21 protein-coding genes and 4 pseudogenes are annotated in these 21,209 nt (G+C 72.1%); 7 read left to right on the plus strand and 18 right to left on the minus strand.

The window, feature by feature from the left end; all coding sequences use genetic code 11:
- Nucleotides 1-137 precede the first annotated feature (137 nt).
- The 11 genes and pseudogenes from ACFQ87_RS32740 to ACFQ87_RS32790 form a co-directional block, all read right to left on the minus strand.
- Entirely contained in the window at nucleotides 138-1,280 is a 1,143-nt protein-coding gene (locus ACFQ87_RS32740; RefSeq protein WP_380614516.1) for a globin domain-containing protein, read from the minus strand.
- A gap of 204 nt (nucleotides 1,281-1,484) precedes the next feature.
- Nucleotides 1,485-1,607: pseudogene (locus ACFQ87_RS32745) on the minus strand (GntR family transcriptional regulator); the annotation flags it as partial.
- Nucleotides 1,608-1,641: 34 nt separating this feature from the next.
- Nucleotides 1,642-1,800, minus strand: a pseudogene (locus ACFQ87_RS32750) (ATP-binding cassette domain-containing protein); the annotation flags it as partial.
- A 103-nt stretch (nucleotides 1,801-1,903) separates the two neighbouring features.
- Nucleotides 1,904-2,158 carry a dsRBD fold-containing protein gene (locus ACFQ87_RS32755; protein ID WP_380614517.1) on the minus strand — a complete coding sequence of 85 codons (255 nt, stop codon included), beginning with the start codon at nucleotides 2,156-2,158 and terminating at the stop codon, nucleotides 1,904-1,906.
- Between the two features lie 81 nt (nucleotides 2,159-2,239).
- Nucleotides 2,240-2,668 (minus strand): Hsp20/alpha crystallin family protein, encoded by a 429-nt coding sequence (locus ACFQ87_RS32760; protein WP_380614518.1) that lies wholly within the window; start codon nucleotides 2,666-2,668, stop codon nucleotides 2,240-2,242.
- Between the two features lie 37 nt (nucleotides 2,669-2,705).
- Nucleotides 2,706-3,131 (minus strand): cyclic nucleotide-binding/CBS domain-containing protein, encoded by a 426-nt coding sequence (locus ACFQ87_RS32765; RefSeq protein ID WP_380614519.1) that lies wholly within the window; start codon nucleotides 3,129-3,131, stop codon nucleotides 2,706-2,708.
- Nucleotides 3,128-3,787: an OsmC family protein gene (locus tag ACFQ87_RS32770; RefSeq protein WP_380614520.1), complete on the minus strand. Its 660-nt coding sequence runs from the start codon at nucleotides 3,785-3,787 to the stop codon at nucleotides 3,128-3,130. The genes ACFQ87_RS32765 and ACFQ87_RS32770 overlap by 4 nt, the downstream gene beginning before the upstream one ends.
- Before the next feature lie 285 nt (nucleotides 3,788-4,072).
- On the minus strand, nucleotides 4,073-4,228 hold the full coding sequence (locus ACFQ87_RS32775; protein WP_380614561.1) for a hypothetical protein: 156 nt from the start codon (nucleotides 4,226-4,228) through the stop codon (nucleotides 4,073-4,075).
- A gap of 101 nt (nucleotides 4,229-4,329) precedes the next feature.
- Nucleotides 4,330-4,641: pseudogene (locus tag ACFQ87_RS32780) on the minus strand (nicotinate phosphoribosyltransferase); the annotation flags it as partial.
- A 4-nt stretch (nucleotides 4,642-4,645) separates the two neighbouring features.
- A complete protein-coding gene (locus ACFQ87_RS32785) occupies nucleotides 4,646-7,180 on the minus strand; it encodes a cation-translocating P-type ATPase (protein ID WP_380614521.1) in 2,535 nt (844 codons plus the stop codon).
- Nucleotides 7,181-7,192: 12 nt separating this feature from the next.
- Entirely contained in the window at nucleotides 7,193-7,438 is a 246-nt protein-coding gene (locus tag ACFQ87_RS32790) for a DUF1918 domain-containing protein (protein WP_380614522.1), read from the minus strand.
- 198 nt (nucleotides 7,439-7,636) lie between these two features.
- Between ACFQ87_RS32790 and ACFQ87_RS32795 the strand changes: the two genes are divergently transcribed.
- The 3 genes from ACFQ87_RS32795 to ACFQ87_RS32805 all read left to right on the plus strand — a co-directional run bounded on the left by ACFQ87_RS32795 (nucleotide 7,637) and on the right by ACFQ87_RS32805 (nucleotide 8,935).
- Nucleotides 7,637-7,801 (plus strand): universal stress protein, encoded by a 165-nt coding sequence (locus ACFQ87_RS32795; RefSeq protein WP_380614558.1) that lies wholly within the window; start codon nucleotides 7,637-7,639, stop codon nucleotides 7,799-7,801.
- Between the two features lie 253 nt (nucleotides 7,802-8,054).
- Entirely contained in the window at nucleotides 8,055-8,243 is a 189-nt protein-coding gene (locus ACFQ87_RS32800) for a hypothetical protein (protein ID WP_380614523.1), read from the plus strand.
- A gap of 5 nt (nucleotides 8,244-8,248) precedes the next feature.
- The gene (locus ACFQ87_RS32805) at nucleotides 8,249-8,935 is read left to right on the plus strand and encodes an HPP family protein (RefSeq protein ID WP_380614524.1); all 687 of its coding nucleotides are present in this window, start codon (nucleotides 8,249-8,251) and stop codon (nucleotides 8,933-8,935) included.
- A 234-nt stretch (nucleotides 8,936-9,169) separates the two neighbouring features.
- On the opposite strand, the gene ACFQ87_RS32810 is transcribed toward ACFQ87_RS32805, so the two are convergent.
- On the minus strand, nucleotides 9,170-10,147 hold the full coding sequence (locus ACFQ87_RS32810; protein ID WP_380614526.1) for an MBL fold metallo-hydrolase RNA specificity domain-containing protein: 978 nt from the start codon (nucleotides 10,145-10,147) through the stop codon (nucleotides 9,170-9,172).
- Between the two features lie 261 nt (nucleotides 10,148-10,408).
- Between ACFQ87_RS32810 and ACFQ87_RS32815 the strand changes: the two genes are divergently transcribed.
- The 3 genes from ACFQ87_RS32815 (at nucleotide 10,409) to ACFQ87_RS32825 (ending at nucleotide 12,505) form a co-directional block, all read left to right on the plus strand.
- Nucleotides 10,409-11,095, plus strand: coding sequence for a response regulator (locus ACFQ87_RS32815; protein ID WP_380614528.1), 687 nt, complete (start codon nucleotides 10,409-10,411; stop codon nucleotides 11,093-11,095).
- A 113-nt stretch (nucleotides 11,096-11,208) separates the two neighbouring features.
- Nucleotides 11,209-11,496 carry an SHOCT domain-containing protein gene (locus ACFQ87_RS32820; RefSeq protein WP_380614530.1) on the plus strand — a complete coding sequence of 96 codons (288 nt, stop codon included), beginning with the start codon at nucleotides 11,209-11,211 and terminating at the stop codon, nucleotides 11,494-11,496.
- A gap of 22 nt (nucleotides 11,497-11,518) precedes the next feature.
- On the plus strand, nucleotides 11,519-12,505 hold the full coding sequence (locus ACFQ87_RS32825; protein WP_380614532.1) for an Acg family FMN-binding oxidoreductase: 987 nt from the start codon (nucleotides 11,519-11,521) through the stop codon (nucleotides 12,503-12,505).
- Nucleotides 12,506-12,529: 24 nt separating this feature from the next.
- On the opposite strand, the gene ACFQ87_RS32830 is transcribed toward ACFQ87_RS32825, so the two are convergent.
- Nucleotides 12,530-14,245, minus strand: a complete 1,716-nt coding sequence (locus tag ACFQ87_RS32830; RefSeq protein ID WP_380614533.1) for a GAF domain-containing protein — start codon at nucleotides 14,243-14,245, stop codon at nucleotides 12,530-12,532.
- Nucleotides 14,246-14,432: 187 nt separating this feature from the next.
- Between ACFQ87_RS32830 and ACFQ87_RS32835 the strand changes: the two are divergent.
- Nucleotides 14,433-14,606: pseudogene (locus ACFQ87_RS32835) on the plus strand (alcohol dehydrogenase); the annotation flags it as partial.
- A gap of 91 nt (nucleotides 14,607-14,697) precedes the next feature.
- Here ACFQ87_RS32835 and ACFQ87_RS32840 read toward each other — a convergent pair.
- The 5 genes from ACFQ87_RS32840 to pflB form a co-directional block, all read right to left on the minus strand.
- Entirely contained in the window at nucleotides 14,698-16,056 is a 1,359-nt protein-coding gene (locus ACFQ87_RS32840; protein WP_380614535.1) for a hypothetical protein, read from the minus strand.
- Nucleotides 16,057-16,116: 60 nt separating this feature from the next.
- The gene (locus ACFQ87_RS32845; RefSeq protein WP_380614537.1) at nucleotides 16,117-16,419 is read right to left on the minus strand and encodes a hypothetical protein; all 303 of its coding nucleotides are present in this window, start codon (nucleotides 16,417-16,419) and stop codon (nucleotides 16,117-16,119) included.
- A 255-nt stretch (nucleotides 16,420-16,674) separates the two neighbouring features.
- Nucleotides 16,675-17,295 (minus strand): hypothetical protein, encoded by a 621-nt coding sequence (locus tag ACFQ87_RS32850; protein WP_380614538.1) that lies wholly within the window; start codon nucleotides 17,293-17,295, stop codon nucleotides 16,675-16,677.
- 701 nt (nucleotides 17,296-17,996) lie between these two features.
- Entirely contained in the window at nucleotides 17,997-18,749 is a 753-nt protein-coding gene (gene pflA, locus ACFQ87_RS32855; RefSeq protein WP_380614540.1) for a pyruvate formate-lyase-activating protein, read from the minus strand.
- 194 nt (nucleotides 18,750-18,943) lie between these two features.
- Entirely contained in the window at nucleotides 18,944-21,208 is a 2,265-nt protein-coding gene (gene pflB / locus ACFQ87_RS32860; protein ID WP_380614541.1) for a formate C-acetyltransferase, read from the minus strand.
- Nucleotide 21,209 lies beyond the last annotated feature (1 nt).

Raw genomic sequence — 21,209 nt, forward strand, 5'->3', positions numbered from 1 at the left:
TCCCTCTGCCCAACGCCTCTCCACTAAGAACACAGCCCCCCCCCCCCAACACCCCACCCCCCCTGTCCCTAGCCCCGCCCCCCACCCCGCCCCCACCACCGGCGGTCCTTTGGTGCCGGGCGGGGGGTAGTCGGTTCCTACGCCTGGGACAGGTCGGGCCGGACGAAGGGGTCGTGGTGGATGCGTTCGACCGGGACGCCCCCGTGGTGCAGGACCCGGGCGGAGTCGATGATCATCGGGCCGGGCCCGCACAGGTAGGCGTCGTGCCGGGGCCACGGCCCGCACTGCGCCAGCAACTCGGGCAGCGGGCGGTCGGCGTCGGTGAGGACGGCCCGGACGCTGAGCCAGTGGTGCCGCTCGGACAGTCGCAGGAGGTCCTCCGCCGCGTGCAGTGCATCGCCGGTGCGGGCGGCTGCGAAGAGTTCGACCCGGCGTTCCGCCCCGTCCAGGACGGCCTGTTCGATCAGCGCGCGGATCGGCGCGATCCCGGTGCCGCCGGCGACGCACACCACGTCCCGGGTCGAGGCCGGATCGATGGCCAGGTCCCCGAGCGGCCTGCCGAGCCGGAGGGCGTCGCCGACCTTCGCCCGGAACACCAGCAGGTTGCTGATGGCGCCGCCGGGGACGGCTCGGACATAGAAGGTGAGGGTGCCGTCGGGCCGGGCGGCGTTGGCGGGTGAGTAGTAGCGCCAGATCTTCGGGAACCACGGGGTCTCCAGGCTGACGAACTGGCCGCCGGTGAACCGGTACGGCTGGTCGGTCCGCACGGTGATCTCCGCCAGGTCCGGGCCGCGTCGGACGTGTCGGACGATCCGCGCCTCCCACACCGCCGGCCGTACCTCGGCGTCGGCCGTGGCGGCCTGGTCCATGGCGTCCGCGACGGTGGTGTAGGCCCGGGTCCAGGCGGCGGCGATGTCCGGCGTCCAGGCCGGGCCGGCGAAGTGTTCGAGGGTGGCGAGCAGGCATTCGCCGACCGCCGGGTAATGGGCGCTCAACGTTCCGAACTTCCGGTGGTCCCGCCCGAGATCCGCACAGAAGCGCGTCAGATACGCCGGATCGTCGACAAGATCGACAATGAGCAGGAGTGCCCGCACCAGCTTGTCGTGCTGGACGTCCAGGTTCGGCGGGAAAAGATCACGCACTCCCGGATAGCGGCGGAACAGCTCGTCGTAGAAGTACCTCGGGAGATCCGCGACATACGGCTCCACCACGGCCACACTGGCTCTGACCAGGGCTATCTCCTGGTCGGACAGGCCGGCATCGATGGTGCGGAAGCTCACGGCGAATACTCTCCAGGGCGATCACGGGTGGCAAACGGGCATCATCTTGCACATGCCTGCGATCGGGCTGGCAACCAGAATTCGGTGAAGTATTTGTGAATTGGATAACGAAGTCGAATGACCATTCCGATGCGCGGCGGAAAATACTGACGGATAATCATTTCCGTCAAGTTGCGGCACACCGGAGTTCGCGGCCGGAGGGTACGCCAGGAAGCCCCGGAGGAGTGCGGCCGTGGCGGCGAGGTGTTCCTCGGTGGCGCGGCGCGCGGCGTCGCTGTCGCTGTCGCTGTCGCCGGAGAGGAGGGCCCGGACCATCGCCCGGTGCTGCTCGCAGGGCGACGCTGCTGAAGAGCTGGTGGCGGTCGGCGGTTGTGGTGTCTATGCCGTCCCACCGGACGCGGCCCTGGTGAGGCGGGTAGACCCCGCCCAGGATGTCGGCGAGGGTGGACTTGCCGGAGCCGTTCGCGCTGTGAACAACTGGATCAGTTCGGCCTCGGCCCCACCTGCGAGATGTGCGCACTTTACAGGGCAGAGGGGATTCCGGTCGCGCGGCCTGCCCGGGTGCGGAATCGTCGGACTCCCTGCGTCACTGGACACTGAGGACGGCTGAACTGCCAGCCCGGTCAGCCTGCTTCGGAGGGGGCGTTGGCGGCGGAGTCGGAGAGGCCGGCGCGCAGGAGCTGGTGGCCGAGGTCGATGAGGGCGCGGGCGGCGGCGTACTCGTCGCCGATCTCGGGGGCGGGTGGGTCGTTCGGGTTGCGGTGGGCGGCGGTGCGGGCCTCCAGCTTGTTGTCGCCGGTGTCGAGGACGGCGTGGACCTTGGTGGTGTCGCCCTCCTCGAAGAGGTCGATGCGCAGTGACCACTGCTTGGTGCGCATCAGTGTCGTCGTGTGCGGGTTCATTACGGGCCTCCCGGGCTCGGCCGGGCCCGGGGCGCTGTCCCGGGCCCGTGACGGGTGTCAGTCGCCCTGCGTGATCTGGACCTTGCGGGCGGGCTTCTTCTCCTCGCCGATCGGCGCGCGGACGGTCAGCACACCCTTGTCGTAGGCGGCGGTGACGTCCTCCTCCCGTACGCCGGCGGGCAGCCGGACGCTGCGGGTGAACGAGCCGTAGCGGAACTCGGAGCGCTGCTTGTCCTTCTTCTCCTCGCTGCGCTCGGCCTGGACGGTCAGGACGCCGTCGTCGACGCCGATCGTGATGTCCTTGTCCGGGTCGACGCCGGGGAGTTCGGCCTTGAGCTGGTAGACGCCGTCGGTCTCGGACTCCTCGATGCGGATCACGTGTTCGCCCGCCGGCATGCGGAATTCGACGGGGAAGTCCTCGAAGAGGTCCGGCAGCGACGGCCACCGGTAGCCGAAGGGGAATCTCCTGAGCAGGTCGCCGGCCATGATGTCCTCCTGTGGGCGGTGGTGTTTCCTGATGGGCTCAGGCCGCGGTCTCGGGCAGCGCGCTGCGGGAGACCGGGACGAGCAGGTCGAAGAGCCGCTGGACGACGTCGCGCAGCAGGTCGTCGACGGTGAGCATGCCGACCGGGCGCCCGTGGTCGAGGACCGGGAGCCGGCGGACGCCGGAGCTGCGGAAGGTGCGGTAGGCGGTGTCGAGGTCGGCGCCGACGTCGACGGTGGTGACCGGGGTGGTCATGAGGTCCGCGACCGGCTGTCCGGGTCCGAACCCGTGCGCCAGGCCGCGGAGGGTCAGGTCCCGGTCGGTGAGGATGCCGCAGAGCCGGCCGTCCAGGGTGACGAGAACGCAGCCGACGGCCTCCTGCGCCATCCGCCGGGCGACGTCGAAGGCGCTCGCGCCGACGTCGACGGTGACCGGCGGGGCGGTCATGAGGTCCGCGGCCTTCATGACGAGAGGACCTCTCCGGCGCCGTTCAGCGAGACCGTGACGGTGGGCGGGTGGTCGAGGGTGTTCTTCACCGTGCAGTGGCGGACGACCGCGAGCAGGCCGGGCGCCCGCTCGGGCGGCAGGCCGGGGGCGGTGACCTCGATGGCCACCGAGGCGATCCGGGCGGGGCGGTCCTCGGCCATGGTGTAGTCGGCCGTGACGTGGAGCGCGGCACGGCTGAGCCCGTGCCGGTCGAGGTAGCTCCCGGCGTAGTGGGCCGTGCAGGAGGCCAGGGCGGAGGCGCACAGCTCGACCGGGGTCGGTGCCGCGTCGCCGCCGCCGGCCTGGAGGGGCTGGTCGACGGCCAGGGTGTGCGAGCGGAGGTCGATGGCGTACAGGTCCTCGGCGACCGGGTCGACCTCGATCCGGCCGGGTTCCAGGGCAGGGGGGCGTTCGACGGCGGCTGCCTGGCGCAGCAGCATCCCGGCCAGCTGCCGGGCCTCGGCCGGGGTGAGCGAGGCCCAGACCTCGTCCGTGTCGTACGGCTCACAGGCCGTGTCGAGGATGACCCGGCCGGTGTCCGGCAGCACCGCCGGGGCGAAGCGGGACACCGCGATCGTCCGCCCGCCGGCGGTGTGCATCAGCTGCTGGGTGGTGGTGCGGGTGTCGTCGGTCACCACGGCTGTGCCTCCGGTGCTCAGGACCCGGCACGGTGCACCGGGCCTCTGCGTCCATCACACCGCCGCCGGGCGTCGGGCAGCAGGGCCGTTCGGCCCGCCACTGGGCCCCATCGGCGGGGCCGCCGGGGCCGCCCGGGGACTGCCTGGAAAGGCCGGACGTACACCCCCGCTACCTCGCCCACCGTGACCCTCGGCGGCGTCGTGGCGACCGTGGCCCGCGAGGCGCGGATGGAGCGCTTTCCGAGTGCGGGCATCGGCATGGGTCTGCCGATGCCCGGTCTGTCATCCGGACTCCGCGTATCCGGAGTCCACGATCGGCGGGCCGTCGGGGCGGATGATCCGGCCGGTGATCCCCGTGGGCCGGATGCGGGCCCAGGTGTCCCGGTCGCCGCCCGCCCAGGGGCGGGGATCGGCGTGCTGCTCGAACCAGCGCACCACGTCCTCGTCGGCGACGGTCGTGGCGCCCTCTTGGTGCAGAAAAGGTTGAGCAGGTAGGACTGCACGAACTGCGCCTCCGGCAGTGGCGCGGTGACCTCCAGCAGTGGCTCGCCGGACAGCACGATCCGCCCTTCCGGCGCTGCCCGCACCTCGCCGGTGAAGCGCCGATCCAGCAGGGGCTCCAACTCGGCGTACGGGCGGTCCAGCGCTTCGGCGAAGTCTCGTCCACCCGGAGTTCGGCGAGATGCGAGATGGTCGAGGGCCGGTTCCAGGACCGCCGCGACCAGGAAACCGCGTTCGGGTGGCGGCTTCCGGACGAAGAGGCTGAACGTGGCCGGGGCCGTCATGTCCTCCCGCAGGTAGGAGAAGGCCATCGTCACCTGGTACAGGTCGGTGACCTGGGCGTTCGACATGGCGTCAGATCCCTTGCTGGCGGCGCCGGGCGGCGACGAACCCGGCGAGCCCGGCGATGGCGGGTGCGGCGAGATCGGTCCAGGTGAGTGGCACGGTGTCGAGTACGTCGCGGAGGAACGGCAGGTACAGGGCGCCCGCGGCGAGTACGGCGGAGGCGAGGACGGCCAGCGGGAGAAAGAGGTTCGCGCGGGTCAGCAGCCGTTCGCGCAGGCCCAGGACGGTGCCGAGCTGAGCGGCCAGGAGGGCGACGAACAGGACGCTCTGCCAAGGGCGTTCACCGTGGCGGGCCCAGATCGCCGCGCCGAGGGCGGCTGCCGCGAGCACGAGGCCGAGCAGCAGCACCCGCTGCCAGACACCGGAGCCCAGGATGTGTTGATGCGGCGGGCGCGGGGGCCGGGTCATCGCGCCGGGGGAGACCGGCTCGGCGCCCATGGCGACGCCGGTGAGGCCGTGGGTGAGCAGGTTGATCCAGAGGATCTGGCCCGCGCGCAGCGGCAGCGCCAGGCCGAACAGCGGACCGGTCAGCATCACCAGGATCTCGGCGGCGCCGCCAGCCAGCCCGTACACCAGGAAGCGGCGGATGTTGTCGTAGACGCGGCGGCCCTCCTCCACCGCGCCGACCACGGTGGCGAGTTCGTCGTCGGCGAGGACGAGGTCGGCGGCCTGGCGGGCGACTTCCGTGCCTCGTCGGCCCATGGCGACGCCGATGTCCGCCTGGCGCAGGGCGGGACCGTCGTTGACGCCGTCGCCGGTCATCGCGGTGACGGCGCCGCGGGCGCGCCACGCCTGGACGATGTCGAGCTTCTGCCGGGGGTCGGTTCGGGCGAACACCCGCGCGCGGGTGAGGTCGGCAGCGTCTCCGCTCACCACGGCCTCGGGCCCGGCGGTCGGTTCGAGCAGGCCGACGCGGACGGCCAGCGCCCGAGCGGTGGCCGGGTGGTCGCCAGTGACCAGGATCGGAACAATGCCGGCCCGGCGGCACGCGCCCAGGGTGGCGGCGGCCGAAGGTTTCGGTGGGTCGGCGAGCGCGGTCATCCCGAGCAGGCGGAGAGCCGTTTCCGCACGCTCGGGCGGGTCAGGGAGCCGGTCGAGAGTTCTCCGGGCCACGGCAAGCACCCGGAATCCCTCGGCGGCGAGTTCGGCGGCGGCGCGGTGGGCGCCTTCCAGCACTTCCGGTGGTTCGGCCAGGACGGCGGGGTCGAGAACGGCCTCCGGGGCGCCCTTGAGGCAGACCAGCAGCGAACCGTCCGGCGCCCGGTGCACGGTGCTCATCCGCTTGCGAATGCTGTCGAACGGCGCTTCGGCGACCCGGGGGAACGATTCCCGCAGCCGCTCATAGTCCAGGCCGGCCTTGGCGGAGGCCGTCAGCAGCGCGGCCTCGGTGGGGTCGCCGAGCGCTCCCCACTCGCCGTTCTCGCCCGTGGGCGGCCGGAGGGCGGCGTCGTTGCACAGTGCTGCGGTGGTGAGCAGGCCCCGCGTCTCGTCGTCTGCGGCTCCGTCGAGCAGGATCTGGCCCTCCGGCCCGTACCCGAGACCGGTCACGGTGGCCGCCGAGTGCGGTGTCCAGAGGCGTTCGACCACCATGCGGCCCTGGGTGAGGGTGCCGGTCTTGTCCGTGGCCAGTACGGTGACCGAGCCGAGCGTCTCGACGGCCGGCAGCCGCCGCACGACGGCGTGGCGGGCCGCCATCCGGCGCGCGCCCAGGGCGAGCGCGAGCGTGACGACGGCGGGCAGTGACTCCGGCACGGCGGCGACGGCGAGACTGATCGCCGTCACCCCCATCTCGCCAGGCGGCTGGTGGCGGAGCAGGCCGAGGACGAAGACCAGCGCGCACAGCCCGATCGCCACGACGGCCAGTACCCGCCCGAGCCCGGCCAACCGCTGCTGGAGCGGGGTGGGTTCAGGGCGGGGGCGGAGCAGCGCGGCGATCCGGCCGAGCGCGCTGTCGGCGCCGGTGGCGGTGACCACGGCGAGGGCACGGCCGCGCAGCACGACCGTCCCCGCCTGCACGACACCGTCTGCCGACTGCCGCGGCTGTACGGCCTTGGCCACCGGGAGGGACTCGCCGGTCAGCATCGACTCGTCGACCAGCAGAGCCGCGGCCTCGGTGAGCCTGGCGTCGGCCGGGACGATGTCACCCTCGGCGAGGGTTACCACGTCACCCGGTACGACTTCGGTGGACGGTACCCTCCGCTGCTCGCCGTCGCGCAGCACCCGCGCGGCGGGTGCGGAGATCCGCGACAGCGCCGCGACGGCGCTCTCGGCCCGGACCTCCTGAACGACGCCTACGGTCGAGTTGACGACGATCACCAGCGCGATGACCACCGCGTCGGGGTGGTCGCCGATGGCCAGCGTCAGCGCCACGGCCGCGAGCAGCACCGTGATCAGGGGATCGCGCAACTGGGCGGCCACCCGGGTCCACAGCGGCACCCGGTGGTCGGCGCCGACCTCGTTCGGGCCGTGCTCGGCGAGCAGCTGTGCGGCCTCGGCGGTGGTCAGGCCCGTTGTGGTGTCGGGTCCGTGGGTGGAGACGGTCACGGCGGCCGTCCGTCAGTCGGCGAACAGGTGCGGGTGGGGCGGTAGGGTCGCCGCGGCGTCTTCGGGTGCGTGGCGGTAGTGGTGGATCCGGGTGTCCGGGCCGGGGAAGTACTCGGTCACCCGGTCATTGTCGGACCAGCGAACGTCCCACGGCGGGCTGCCGTCCGGGTGGTGCAGGCCGACGATCTCGCCGTCCCTGCGTGCCGCGCCCGGCCGGGTGGCCTGGACGATGATGCGGTCTCCCACGGCGGCTTTCATGCCGTCCTCCTGGGTCGGTGCGGGGCCGGGGCGCGCCCGACCGTCCGTACTCCCATGCCACCACTGCAGGCCGGACGCCGCAGGGGCCGGATGGTCCAGGGCAAGGGGCCCGCCGACCCAAGCGGCCGGTGCTCGGTGGGCGGTGCGCTGGGGAGCGCGGGTGCGGCGGAATGCCCGGGCTGCACGGAGGTGAACGAGATGAACGGCGCTGGCCGGGCAACGGATATGCGGCGGATCATCGTCGGTGTGGACGGCTCGCGCCTGTCCAGTGCGGCGCTGCGTCGGGCTCTGGAGGAGGCCCGGCTGACCGGGAGCGTCGTGGAAGCGGTGACCGGCTGGGATCAGCCGGGTGTCTACGGATAGGGCGTGACCGTGTCCGCCGAGGAGTCCGACGAGGTGGCCGGGGCGAGGCTCGCCGAGGTGGTCGCGCGGGAGGCGGGCCCGGAACCGGGAGTCGTCATCCGTGGTGACTTCGTGGCCGACCCGGCCGGGGACGAGTGGCAGCAGGGGGCGTCTGGGCCTGCAGCCTGGACCGTCCGGCCCTCGGATGGTCGACGAGGAGCAGAAACACTTATCCCTGAGGGAACATGCCACCCCGGCACGGAGGAGGCGCGTCATGTCCGCCGCAGCCACCACGCACAGGCACCCGGTCTTCCCGGAGCTGGTCGAGGCCGACCTCAACCCCGTCATCGCCCGCCCGGACGGGGCGGTCTGCGTGGACGCCGGGGTCCGCCTCGAACCCTGGCCCTCCTTCGACCAATACCTACGACGGTTCCGGCGTCCGGCAGCCGCCGAGGGGAAGTGAACACGATGAAGCACAGCATCCTCGACGGCACCGCGGCCGACATCTTCCCGGCGGGCCCTTCCGCACGGCCACCCGATCGGACCCGGGTCCGCGACTGCATGAGCCGGCCTGGTGTCGCCGTGACCCCTGGCACCGACCTCGCGACTGTCGCCGCCGTGCTCAGCGCCTCGCGGCGCGGCATCGTGCCCGTGGTCACGGCTGACGGCACGGTCACCGGCGTGGTCGCTGCCTCCGACCTCCTTGCCGCCTATGCCGAGGAGGATCCGCCGCAGGAGCTCCTTGCCCGCGACCTCATGACCTCCCCGGCGATCACCGTCACCGACGGAACGAGCGCCGGTGACGCGGTCGCCCTGGTGGCCGAGCACTCCCTGCACCACCTGCCCGTCGTCGACGCCGACGGGCGGCTGATCGGCCTGCTGTCCTCGCACGACCTGCTGGATGCGCTGCGCCGCGATGACGAGGCGATCCGCTTCGACGCGCTCGCCCTCGCCCTGACCCCCGGCAGCGGAGTCGTCCCCGGCTCGCTGCGCGTCCGTTGCGAACGTGGCTTGGTCTCGGTTGCCGGCCGCACCCGCACCCGCAGCGACGCCGCCGCCCTCTGCCTCCAGATCGCCCACCTCGACGGACTCACAGGTCTCGCCGACCACCTCACCTGGGACCTCGACGACACCGAGCCACCGCCGCCGCGCTGATGGCACGTCGGCTGAGCAGGCAGTACGCAGGCGGTCGGCGGGTCGGAGGACCGCCGAAGGATTGTGGCACCACCTGTCGAATCTGCTATCCCGTCCCGGGCGTGGACCACCCCCACCGAGGACGGGAGCTGCGGGTCTCTCATATCGCAAGACCTTCAAGGCCGGCCCCTTCCGCGCCACCGTCTCCAAGTCCGGCCGCTCGACCAGGATTCGTCCGCCTGACGCCGGGCTCGGTCAGCGGATCAGCACCCGTTCGCCCGAGCGCGGGACCACGGCGGTCCAGCCGAGTTCGCGGTCGATGCGGTCGCGCAGGGCCTGCGAGCCCTCGGGCTCGCCGTGGACGAGGTAGACCGCGCTCGGCGGCGGGGCCGTCCGCAGCCATTCGATGATCTCGGCGGCGTCGGCGTGCGCGGAGAAGGCGGGGACGTTGACGACCTCGGCGCGCACGGGCACGTACGTCCCGTACATCTTCAGCGTGCGCGCGCCGTCCACCAGGTCCCGGGCGCGGGTGCCCTCGGCGGCGTAGCCGACCACGACGACGGTGTTGCGGGCGTCGGGCAGCAGGCGGCGCAGGTGGTGGACGACGCGGCCGCCGGTGGCCATGCCGGAGGCGGAGACGATGACGGCCGGGCCGTGGGCGCGGTCCAGGGCGAGCGAGTCCTGGAGCGAGTGGATGAGGGTGAACGGTTCCGGGTCGAGGGCGGTCAGGCCCTCGGCGAGGACGTCCGGGCGCAGCTGGTCAGAGGCGCCCGCGAAGGCCTCCCGGTAGATCTGCAGGGTGGCGAGCGCCATCGGACTGTCCACGTACACGGGCACGTTGGCCGGTAGGCGGCCGGCCCGGCGCAGTTCGGTGAGCTGGTGCAGCACGACCTCGGTGCGGTCGACGGCGAAGGACGGGATGACGACGGTGCCGCCGCGGGCGAGGGTCCGCTCCAGCGTGCGGGCGAACCACTCGCGGGCGGCCGTCTCCTCGTGGTGCCGGTGGCCGTACGTGGACTCCATGAGCAGCACGTCGGCGCCGGTGAAGGGCTCGGGCGGGCGCAGCAGCGGGTGGACGGGGCGGCCGAGGTCGCCGCTGGCGGCCAGGGTGTGGCCGTCCTCCAGGGTGAGGTGGGCCCAGGCGGAGCCGAGGATGTGGCCTGCGCGGTGCAGGCGGAGCACGGTGCCGGTGGTGATCTCGACGTCGGTGTCCAGCGGGACGGGGTCGAACATCCGCAGCGCGTTCTCGACGTCCTTGTCGTCGTAGAGCGGCTCGGCGGGCCGGTGCTTGGACCAGCCGTGTTCGTTGGCGTGGTCGGCGTCGAGATCCGGCTCACCGCGCCGGCCTGACCCGGCGGCGTCTGTGACCGGGCCCGTGATCGCCGCCGTCGACCGCCGTCGTGCCCCACGACTGAATCCGCTCTCCGGTGCGCGGGGCGGCGTGGCGGCGCAGAATCGGTGGTGTCACCGACCGCGCACCCCAGGGAGCAGGCCATGGACACGCCCCGGTCAGAGAGGCCCGTACGGGTTTTCCTGCTGGACGACCACGAGGTGGTCCGCCGGGGTGTCCGCGACCTCCTGGAGGTCGAGCCGGACATCGAGGTCGTGGGCGAGGCGGGGAGTTGTGCGCAGGCCCTCGCCCGGGTCCCGGCGCTGCGTCCGGACGTCGCCGTCCTGGACGTCCGGCTGCCGGACGGTGACGGCGTGACCGTCTGCCGGGACCTCCGCGACCGGATGCCCGAGCTGGTTTGCCTGATGCTGACCTCCTTCGATGACGACGACGCCCTGCTCGACGCGATCATGGCCGGCGCGGCCGGGTACGTGCTGAAGCAGGTGAAGGGCGCCGATCTGGTCAGCGCGGTGCGTACGGTGGCCTCGGGCCAGTCCATGCTCGACCCGGCCACCACCCGCAAGCTGATGGAGAGCCTGCGCCACCACGACGAGAGTGAGGCCGACACCGCGCTCGCCGGGCTCACCCCGCGAGAACGGGAGATCCTCGCCCTGGTGGGGGAGGGCAAGACCAACCGGCAGATCGGCCAGGAGCTCTACCTCGCCGAGAAGACCGTGAAGAACCACGTGTCGCGCCTGCTCGCCAAGCTGGGCGTCGAGCGCCGCCTCCAGGCCGCCGTGATCGCCGCCCATGCCGAGCCCGACCAGCAGCACCATCAGCGCCCACACTGAGGAACTGTGGCCCGGGTGGGCCCGGGGATTGAGCCGAACGGCCCATGCGCCACGAAGCCCCCCGGCCGCACGGTGGAGGTGACCCACCTCCCACCACGGTCGAGGAGACGGCGATGATGTACTGGAACGGCATGGACGGCTGGGGCATCGGCCTCATGACCGTGGCCATGGTTGTCTTCTGGGCGCTGGTGGCGTACGCCGTGGTCATCCTGGTCCAGCAGCCGGGACAGACGACCCGGCACAGCCTGGCGGCCTCCACGCCCACCGCAGCACCCGGGGAGCGGCCCACCCCGGAGCAACTGCTCGCCGAACGCCTCGCCCGTGGCGAGATCGACCCCGACGAGTACCACACCCGCCTGGACGCCCTGCACGGCGGCGGCGCCCCGCCGGCCTCCGGCTGACGACGCACCCCGGGAGACGGCCGTGCCCACCCTCGTCCTCGACGCCGCCGCACTGGAGAAACTGGTCTCCGCGGCGGTCGCCGCACCTTCGATCCACAACAGCCAGCCCTGGCGCTTCCGGCTGGACCCGGCCACGTCGACGGTGGAGGTCCAGGCCGACCGGAGCCGGGCCGTCCCGGCCGCCGACCCGCAGGGCCGGGCGCTGCACATCTCCGTCGGCGCCGCCGTCCTCAACCTCCGGGTGGCCGCCCGCCACCTGGGCTGGGCGCCCGAGGTCCGTCTGCTGCCCGACCCGGCCGAGCCGGACCTCTTCGCGGCCGTCCGGCTGGACGCCCCGGCCACGGCGCCCGTCCCGGGCAACGACCGGCTGTTCGAGGCGATCTGGCGCCGGCACTCCAGCCGTGCACCGTTCACCGGCGAACCCGTCCCGGCGGCCGTCCTCGACGAACTGGGCGGCGCCGCCCGGGCCGAGGACGCCGCGCTCCACCTGCCCGACCACACGGAGACGGCCCGGCTGCTCCACCTCACCGCCGAGGCCGAACGCCGCAACACCACCGACCCGGCCCAACGGGACGAGAGCCGCAGCTGGATCCGCACCGGCGACACACCGCCGTACGGCATCCCGGTCAGCGCGCTCGGCCCCCAGGATGCGGCCGGCCACCTCCCGATGCGCGACTTCTCCGCCATCCGCGCCGCCGAACACCAGACCCCCGCCCTCTTCGAACGCGAACCGCGCATCGCCGTCCTCACCACCGACCACGACACCCCGCAGGACTGGCTGCGCGCCGGAATCGCCCTGCAACACGTGCTGCTCGTCGCCACCGTCCACGGCGTCCGCGCCTCCCTCCTGCACCAGGCGATGGAGTGGCCCCACCTCCGCTGGGAGGCCCGCGACCCGCACCAGCGCCCCGGCTACGTCCAGATCCTGATGCGTCTCGGCTACGGCCCCGAAGGAGCCCCCACGCCCCGCCTGGCGGCTGGCGAGGTGCTGGAGGCGGGATCTGCTTGACGGGCAGTTGGACGACCGACATTGCTAAGCCTTCGGCAGAGGTGCCCGCCAGACCAGTTCGGTGCCGCCTTCCGGGCGGGTGCGGGCGGTGAAGGTGCCGCCAAGGGCAGCGGCGCGGTCGGCGAGGTTGGCGAGGCCGCTGCGGCGGCCGCCTTCAAGGAGGCCGATGCCGTCGTCGGCGACGGTGAGGGTCAGGTCCGTGTCGGCGGTGACCGAGGCCTCGACGGAGGTGGCCTTCGCGTGGCGGGCGGCGTTGGCGAGGGACTCCTCCAGGACGGCGACGGCCGCGTCTGCGATTTCGGCGGGGACGGTGACGTCGAGCAGGCCGGCCATCCGGAGGGCCGGGGTGAAGCCCAGGGCGCGGGCGGCGCGTTCGACCACCTCGACGAGCCGGGTGCGCAGGCCCACGGCCGCCGGGCCGGTCTCGCGCAGGCGCAGGCCGAAGATGGTGGCGCGGATCGTCTTCGCCGTCTCGTCCAGGTCGTCGATCGCCCGTAGGACGCGGTCGGTCGCCTCGGGGTGCTCGATGAAGCGGGTGGCGCCCTGGAGGGTCATCCCGGTGGCGAAGAGCCGCTGGACGGCCAGGTCGTGCAGGTCGCGGGCGATCCGGTCGCGCTCCTGGAGCAGGGCGATCTGCTCGGAGTCGCGGCGTCGTTCGGCGAGTTCCATCGCCACCGCCGCCTGGCCGGCGAAGCCCAGCAGGGGCCCGGACTCGCCCTCGTCGAACAGCGGCGCGCCAGCTGCCCGGGCGAGCATCAGCACGCCGCGCACGCCGCGTTCGGCGGTGCCGATCGGGACCGCCACGGCCGGGCCCAGGCCCTCCCAGCGTGGCGGTCCGGAGGTGATCCTCGGGTCCTTCTGGACATCGGGACTCACCACCAGGCCGCCGGTGCGGACGGCGGCGCCGACGAAGGAGCCCTCCACGGGCAACACCAGGCCGCGGTGCTGCTCCTCGCCGAGTCCGACGGCGATCCGGACTTCCAGGTCGCCGGTGTCCGGCACTGGCAGGCTGACGACGGCGAGGTCCGCGCCGACGATCTCGGTGGCCCGGGCGAGCAGCAGGTCCAGCACCTCCTGCTCCGCGCTTCCCGAGAGCAGGCTGCTGGTGACCTCGGCGCTCGCCTCCAGCCACCGCTCCCGCTGGCGGGCCCGGGCGTAGAGGCGGGCGTTGTCGATCGCGACCCCGGCGGCGACGGCGAGGGTGGCGAGCACCGACTCGTCCTCGGCGTCGAAGTCGCCGCCGCCGCGCTTCTCGGTCAGGTAGAGGTTGCCGAACACCTTGTCCCGGATGCGGATGGGGACCCCGAGAAAACTCCCCATCGGCGGGTGGTTGGCCGGGAACCCGTAGGAGGCGGGGTGGTCGGAGATCCGGGCGAGCCGCAGCGGCTCGGGATGGCGGATCAGCTCCCCGAGGATGCCGTGCCCGGACGGCAGGGCGCCGATCCGCTCGACCTGCTCGTCCGTGACGCCGACCGGGATGAACTGGGACAGCCGCTGGTCCTCGCCGATCACGCCCAGGGCGCCGTACTGGGCATCCACGAGGGTGACCGCGGCCTCCACGATGTGCTTCAGCGCCTGGGCCAGCTCCAGGTCGCGGCCGACCGCCAGCACCGCCTCCAGCAGGCTGTGGACCCGGTCGCGGGTGCCCCGGGCCGCGTCCAGCCGGGCCTGGAGCTCGTCCAGCAATTCGTCCAGCCGTAGCTTCGGCACGGGGGCGGGACTCTCCGATGCGCTGCCCAAGGAATCCTCCGTGGTCCGCCCGACGCCACTGACCAGCGTAGGTGCGGACGGCCCGCCGCGCCGGGCGCGAGGGGGCCCACCGGCCCAGCGGGAGGACCCCATCGGGCCCCTGGCAGCGGCCACGGACCCGCTGGAGGCCGGAAGAGCGGAACCGCCGGCTCCGCCATCCGAGAGGAACGAACGCACCATGAAGGCGCTCACCTACCACGGACCCGGCCGCCGCACCTGGGGCGATATCCCCGATCCGGCTGGGCGCGACCCGGAGGACGCCGTCGTCCCGGTGGACGCGGTGACCATCTGCGGCACCGACCTGCACATCCTCAAGGGCGACGTCCCCGAGGTCGCCGAGGGCCGCATCCTCACCATCGCACCGGCCCTTATTCGCTACCGCTGACTCGCCACAGGAGGTGACTCCTGAGCACGGAGCCGTTGCAGCCGGAGCGCCTCCATGGTCAACGGTGGGGGTAGACGAGGATACTCTCGCCGCCGGCCGTCGAGGTGCCAAAGACGGCGACACCGGCCCCGGTCAGACTGGGCACCAGGGTGCCGTCCGGCAGGGGCGCGGCCTGGTCGGAGGCCAGCACAACGCTGGTGGGCAGGCCATCCTGCGAGCCGGCGCCGGCCTGGCCGTAGGCCGTGCCGTCCGGGTCGACGGCGGTCACCGTGACCTGCTTGCGGGCGGCGGTCGCCGCGAAGCAGTGACCCTGCTTCGCCTGGAGGTCGAACACGGCGAGGTCGGCGATCAGGTAGCGGCCGTCCGCCGAGAACGTGGGCTCGACGGTATGACTGCCGTTCTTCTTGCAGGCCGTGCTGGCCAGCACCTGGCCGGTCCGGCCGTCGTGGACGGCCCAGAGGACGTCGTCCCCGCCGTCGGTCGGCCACGCCGCGACCACCTGGCCGCCGGGCGTGCCGTAAGCCGTGACGTTCCCGGAGCCCACGTTGGCCTGCGCCCCGGCGGGGACCGCGTTGCCACTGAACCACCCGTTCGACCAGAACGCCCGGAAGCCCTGGACCAGCGGACCGACGGGCGTCTGGCCGACGATCTCGGCGTTGAGGCCGCAGTCGCCGACGAGCATCGGGCAGGACGCCGGCGGCTTCAGCACCGGGCTCTGAGCGCCGTAGGTGGTGACCTCACCCGTCGTCACGTCAGTGGTGGCGGCTGCCTGGTGCTGCTGGACCAGGACGGTCCCGCCGTCCAGCAGCGCGCTGTAGCCGTTGGTGGCGAGACCGGGGACGGTGATCTCCCGCAGCGGCGCGACCTGGTCGCCGGATGACGCCACGTCGTACACGTCGAGCCTGGTCACCGGGCTGCCGTTGTTCACGCCGTCGCCGCCGTCGACGCCGGTGCTGGCGAGGATCGCGTACTCCTTGCCATCCTTGTGGGTGACCAGGACGCGGGTGTCGGTCTGCACGGACCCGCCCGACTGCCCGCTGGGCTTCGGCACGGCGACCGGCTTGCTGCTCCACCGGACCGCACCGGACTTGGCGTCGCGGGCGACGATCCGCGAGCTCGCGCCGTCGGCGGCGTTCCAGCGCAGCAGGACCAGCTTGCTGTCGGCGGTGATCGCGGGGTAGGCCAGCTCGCCACCGTCGCCGGGCTTGGAGACCGACCAGCCCTTGGTGTTGTCGAAGGCGGCGGGAACGGGCTTGCTCGGCACGGCCGACGCAGTCGGCGAGGCGGCGGTCTTGTTCGAGGTGGCACTGGCCGACTTCGCATCGGAGCCACCGCCCGAGGATCCGCCGCAGCCCGTGAGCGAGAGGGCGACGACTCCGGCGGCGACGGACAGGCCGGTCTTGGTCAGGTGCTTCACTGCGGTACTGCTCCCCCGTGTGCTGGTGACGTTTCGTCAGAGCCTATCGCCCGCGGACTGTCAGGAGTCCGCTCCGCCCTGCCCCTTGAGCGGCAACTTCAACGCCAGCGCGAAGCCGCGGTCGTCCAGCGTGCCCGGGCCGCCACCGCGCCCCGCGGAGGCTGTGAGCACGTCGGCGAGGTCCAGCCGCCTCACTCGCCGAATCACCCGCCCCATGGCCAGAACCTCCGGAGTCGACGGCGAGGTGCTGGTCTGGACGCCGCCGCAGTACGACGACCCCGCGTACAAGGACAAGACCTTCCCGGTGGTCGAACTGCTCGCCGGGTTCCGCGGATCCTCCAGCGCCTGGTTCGGCGATGCCATGGAAGCGACCAAGCAGCTGGAACCACTGGTGAAGTCCGGTCAGGTGACCCCGTTCATCCTGGTCGCACCACGCGTCACCCTCCTCGGGAAGACCGACACCGGGTGCGCCGACGTCCCCGCCAAGGTCAACGCCGAGACCTGGCCCTCGCGGGACGTCCCGCAGATGATCGTGGACAACTTCCGGGCCGACACCACCCCGGACCGCTGGGCCCTGGAAGCCGCTGGTCATGCCGACCTTCAAGTGGCTGACGGGGATCATCCTGCCCCGCTGACCCCGGCGCATCGACCCCGGCCCACGTACCGGGCCAGCTGCCCGGCCAGGACCTCGTTGGTCGACTGGGAGGTGTCGTCGTCCCAGGTGAGGATGGAGCTCTCCGGGATCCCTTGCCGGATGAGGTGGTTGCGCAGGTTACCCAACACTCCGGAGTCCGCGTTGCGACCGTGGATGAGGATGACGGGGATGGTGACGGCCTGCTCGGCCGTCCAAGCGCGGCGCTCGTCGGCCCGGGGGCGGGGGGATGACGATGGGCTGGGCCGCGTTGTGGAGCAGTCGGTGGCGGCGCACGGCGTCGTCCGGGGCGCTGGAGAGCGTGGCAGCACGTGATAGACGGTCTGGCGCTCGCGTTTGGCGTCCAGCTCGCGGCGGGCCCAGGCGGCGATGTGGTCGTGGGACAGCTCGTCCAGGCGTATGAGGCCGAGCGCAGGGGTCAGGTCCTTCTCGACGTAGACCCGATAGTGGGAGACGGTGGTGACCTTGAGGACCATCTCCTTGCCGCGCAGCCATTCCAGCAGGTAGTTGGCGACGGTCTGGTTCGGATCGGCATCGAACCCGAGCTCACGCCCCTCCAGGAAGCGCCGCAAGGCCTTGCCGGCCATCTCCTCGTCGTCGAAGCCGCCACGTCGTACGGTACGTCGACCTTCGAGCGAGGGGAGATCGACTGCGAACGTCCATGTCCCGTGCCTCGCGTCCATGAGACCAGGGCACTTCGCCCCGAGCTGACGCCGACTCTCGTCCCGGCACCCGCACCGACGGTAGATCCGGCCGCGACGCGCTGAGCTCCGCATTGTCTCGCCCCCTGTGGAGTTCCTCTTGATCAGCGGGGGAGCCTGCCGACGGAGAGCAACGGGCGGACGTTGAGACCACAATGCGATCACCATGCTGTCCATGCCGCCTGTGATCTGCACCTTCGTGGTGAGAGTGCGCAGCGGGAGCTCTCCGCGTTCGTCAGTGCGAGCAGAGCCCGCAGCAGGGCTGTGGCGTGCTTGCCGTTCATGCGAACCTTGGGGAGGGACGGCACGGCTATCGGGACGGCCGTCCCGGTCGGGCTGAGCGACGCCGGACTGATCAGCGTACCCAGGTCGAACGAACTGATCGTCTTGGACGCCGTCCTGGCGGGCATCGGCACGGTCTCCGTGCTCGGGTTCGGTACGGGGGCGTGCTGTGCCGCCACCAGCTGGATCGGCGGGCCGAGCGGAGCTGGGAGTCCGCTTGGGAGCAGGTGGAACCGAGATGGTCCGGGCGCCGGTGCTGAGCAGCCGTACCGCAGCCCGGGACCTGCCGGGGAACCCGTCCGGGTTCAGACGGTGTGCAGGCCCTGTGCGGCGAAGATCGCCCGGGCTCGGGCGATCTGGTCCGGCGTGGGCACCGGGGTCTCGGCGAGGGGGAAGTCGAGCCCGAGGGCGCGCCACTTGGCGGCGCCGAGTTTGTGGAAGGGCAGGACGTCGACCCGGGTGACGTTGCCGAGCGAGGCGGCGAAGGCGGCGACGCCCTCGATGTTCGGGGCGGGGTCGGTCAGGTGCGGCACGAGGACGAACCGCAGCCAGACCTCCCTGCCCAGGTCGGCCAGGCGGCGTGCGAAGTCGAGCGTGGGGCCGAGCCGCTGTCCGGTCAGGTGCCGGTAGAGGGCGCGGTCCCAGGACTTGATGTCGAGCAGGACGAGGTCGGTGTCGGCGAGCAGCGTGTCGTCGGCGCGGGCGCCGAGGAAGCCGGAGGTGTCCAATGCGGTGTGCAGGCCGAGTTCGTGCTTGAACCGGTGCAGCAGTTCGCCGGTGAGGGCGGGTTGGAGGAGCGGCTCACCGCCGCTGACGGTGGCGCCGCCGCCGGAGGCGCGGATGAATTCGGTGTACTTGGCGGCCTCGCGCACGATCTCCTCGGCCGAGCAGGGGCGGCCGTGGTGCATGGAGCGGGTGTCGGGGTTGTGGCAGTACAGGCAGCGCAGCGGGCAGCCGGCGAGGAAGGTGACGAAGCGAGTGCCGGGACCGTCGACACCCGTGGACAGGTCCCAGGAGTGCAGCATGCCGGTGACCGGTTGCGGGGCGGCCGTGGCCATGGAGGTGTGCTCCTTCTGCGGGGCGGCGCGGTGCCGGCGCCGGTGGTCGGGGTGGCGCCGGCACGGGAGGGGAGGGGGGTGGGGGATGGGTGGGGGGGGGGCGGGGGAGGGGGGGGGGTTTTTTTGGGGGGGGGGGGCGGGGGGTGGGGGTGGGTGTTGGGGGCGCCCCCGACCCCGCGAGCGGGTGGCGGGGACTACAGCACGTCGTGGAAGGTGCGGCCGATCACGTCGAGCTGCTGTTCGCGGGTGAGCCGGAGGAAGTTGACCGCGTAGCCGCTGACCCGGATGGTGAGCTGCGGGTACTTCTCCGGGTGGGCCATGGCATCCAGGAGGGTGTCCCGATTGAGGACGTTGACGTTCATGTGGAAGCCGTGGCAGGTGGTGTAGCCGTCCAGCACACCGACCAGGTTGCGCACCCGTTCCTCGGGGGTGCGGCCGAGCGCGTCCGGGGTGACGGTGTTGGTGAGCGAGATGCCGTCCTCGGCGTGGTCGTACGGCAGTTTGGCGACGGACAGCGCGCTCGCCACGTAGCCGTGGGCGTCACGTCCGTTCATCGGGTTGGCGCCGGGCGAGAACGGTTCGCCCGCTCGCCGTCCGTCCGGGGTGTTGCCGGTCTTCTTGCCGTAGACGACGTTGGAGGTGATGGTCAGCACGGACTGGGTGTGTTCGGCGCCCCGGTAGGTGGGGTGCTTGCGGACCTTCGCCATGAAGTCCTCGACCAGCCGGACCGCGATCGCGTCCGCCCGGTCGTCGTTGTTGCCGTACGCCGGGTAGTCACCCTCGACCAGGTAGTCGGTGACCAGACCGGTCTCGTCCCGGACCGGGGTGACCTTGGCGTACTTGATCGCCGCCAACGAATCGGCAGCGACCGCCAGCCCGGCGATGCCGCAGGCCATGGTGCGCCGGACGTCCCGGTCGTGCAGGGCCATCTCGATCCGCTCGTAGGCGTACTTGTCGTGCATGTAGTGGATGACGTTGAGCGCGTGGACGTACGTCCCGGCGAGCCAGTCCAACTGCTCGTCGAAGCGAGCCGTCACCTCGTCGTAGTCGAGGGCGTCCCCGCCGACGGGGGTGGTGGCCGGGCCGACCTGGGCGCCGGACCGCTCGTCCCGCCCGCCGTTGATCGCGTAGAGAAGGGTCTTGGCGAGGTTGACCCGGGCGCCGAAGAACTGCATCTGCTTGCCGACCTCCATGGCGGAGACGCAGCAGGCGATCGCGGTGTCGTCGCCGAAGCGCGGGCGCATCAGCTCGTCCGACTCGTACTGGATCGAGGAGGTGTCGATGGACACGCGGGCGCAGAACTCCTTGAATCCCCTGGGGAGTTGCGGCGACCAGAAGACCGTCATGTTCGGTTCGGGGGCCGGGCCCAGGTTGTAGAGGGTCTGCAGGTAGCGGAAGGAGGTCCGGGTGACGAGGGTGCGGCCGTCTGTGCCCATGCCGCCGATCGACTCGGTGACCCAGGTCGGGTCCCCGGAGAACAGCTCGTCGTACTCGGGGGTGCGCAGGAAGCGGACGATCCGCAGCTTGATGACGAAGTCGTCGATCAGCTCCTGAGCCTGCTGTTCGTCCAGGAGCCCTGCCGCCAGGTCGCGTTGGAGGTAGATGTCGAGGAACGTCGAGGTGCGGCCGAGCGACATCGCCGCGCCGTTCTGCTCCTTGACTGCCGCCAGGTAGGCGAAGTAGAGCCACTGGACCGCCTCGCGGGCGGTGGCGGCCGGGCCCGACACGTCGCACCCGTAGGCCGAGGCCATCTCCTTGAGTTCCTCCAACGCCCGGATCTGCTCGGCGAGTTCCTCGCGCTGCCGGATGGTCTCCTCGAGCCGTGCCGGGTCGCTGGGCGCTGCGTCGAGCTCGGCCTTCTCGGCCCGTTTGGCCGCGATCAGCCGGTCCACGCCGTAGAGCGGGACGCGGCGGTAGTCGCCGATGATCCGGCCGCGGCCGTAGGCGTCCGGAAGCCCGGTGATGACGCCGGCCTTGCGGGCCGCGAGGATCTCGGGCGTGTAGGCGTCGAACACGCCGTCGTTGTGGGTCTTGCGGTACCGGGTGAAGACCTTCTCCAGCTCCGGATCGACCGGGTAGCCGTAGGTCCGCAGTGCGCCCGCCACCATTCGCCAGCCGCCGTACGGCATGATCGCCCGCTTCAGCGGGGCATCGGTCTGCAGGCCGACGATCAGCTCCTTCTCCAGGTCGATGTATCCGGGAGCGTGCGCGGTGATGCCGGCCGGGACATCGTGTGCGACGTCGTACACGCCCTTGGCGCGTTCCTCGGGGAAGCGGTCGGTGATCTGCCGCCACACGTCGGTCGTCCGCTCGGTGGGGCCGGTGAGGAAGCCGGCGTCGCCCTCGTACGGGGTGTAGTTGCGCTGGATGAAGTCGCGAACGTCGACGGTGTCCCGCCAGGATCCTCCCACGAAGCCGTCCCAGGCGACGGTGGTCCGCTCGTGCTGCGAGGCGGTCATC

This window comes from Kitasatospora sp. NPDC056531, from assembly GCF_042794375.1.
GTDB lineage: Bacteria > Actinomycetota > Actinomycetes > Streptomycetales > Streptomycetaceae > Kitasatospora.

Bases quoted from the DNA above. Each gene is read 5' to 3' on its own strand.
- ACFQ87_RS32755 (WP_380614517.1), bottom strand. From the start codon at position 2,158: ATGCGCACCAAGCAGTGGTCACTGCGCATCGACCTCTTCGAGGAGGGC.
- ACFQ87_RS32760 (WP_380614518.1), bottom strand. From the start codon at position 2,668: ATGGCCGGCGACCTGCTCAGGAGATTCCCCTTCGGCTACCGGTGGCCG.
- ACFQ87_RS32765 (WP_380614519.1), bottom strand. From the start codon at position 3,131: ATGAAGGCCGCGGACCTCATGACCGCCCCGCCGGTCACCGTCGACGTC.
- ACFQ87_RS32790 (WP_380614522.1), bottom strand. From the start codon at position 7,438: ATGAAAGCCGCCGTGGGAGACCGCATCATCGTCCAGGCCACCCGGCCG.
- ACFQ87_RS32795 (WP_380614558.1), top strand. From the start codon at position 7,637: ATGAACGGCGCTGGCCGGGCAACGGATATGCGGCGGATCATCGTCGGT.
- ACFQ87_RS32800 (WP_380614523.1), top strand. From the start codon at position 8,055: ATGTCCGCCGCAGCCACCACGCACAGGCACCCGGTCTTCCCGGAGCTG.
- ACFQ87_RS32805 (WP_380614524.1), top strand. From the start codon at position 8,249: ATGAAGCACAGCATCCTCGACGGCACCGCGGCCGACATCTTCCCGGCG.
- ACFQ87_RS32810 (WP_380614526.1), bottom strand. From the start codon at position 10,147: ATGTTCGACCCCGTCCCGCTGGACACCGACGTCGAGATCACCACCGGC.
- ACFQ87_RS32815 (WP_380614528.1), top strand. From the start codon at position 10,409: ATGGACACGCCCCGGTCAGAGAGGCCCGTACGGGTTTTCCTGCTGGAC.
- ACFQ87_RS32820 (WP_380614530.1), top strand. From the start codon at position 11,209: ATGATGTACTGGAACGGCATGGACGGCTGGGGCATCGGCCTCATGACC.
- ACFQ87_RS32845 (WP_380614537.1), bottom strand. From the start codon at position 16,419: ATGGCATCGCCGAACCAGGCGCTGGAGGATCCGCGGAACCCGGCGAGC.
- ACFQ87_RS32850 (WP_380614538.1), bottom strand. From the start codon at position 17,295: ATGGCCGGCAAGGCCTTGCGGCGCTTCCTGGAGGGGCGTGAGCTCGGG.
- pflA (WP_380614540.1), bottom strand. From the start codon at position 18,749: ATGGCCACGGCCGCCCCGCAACCGGTCACCGGCATGCTGCACTCCTGG.
- pflB (WP_380614541.1), bottom strand. From the start codon at position 21,208: ATGACCGCCTCGCAGCACGAGCGGACCACCGTCGCCTGGGACGGCTTC.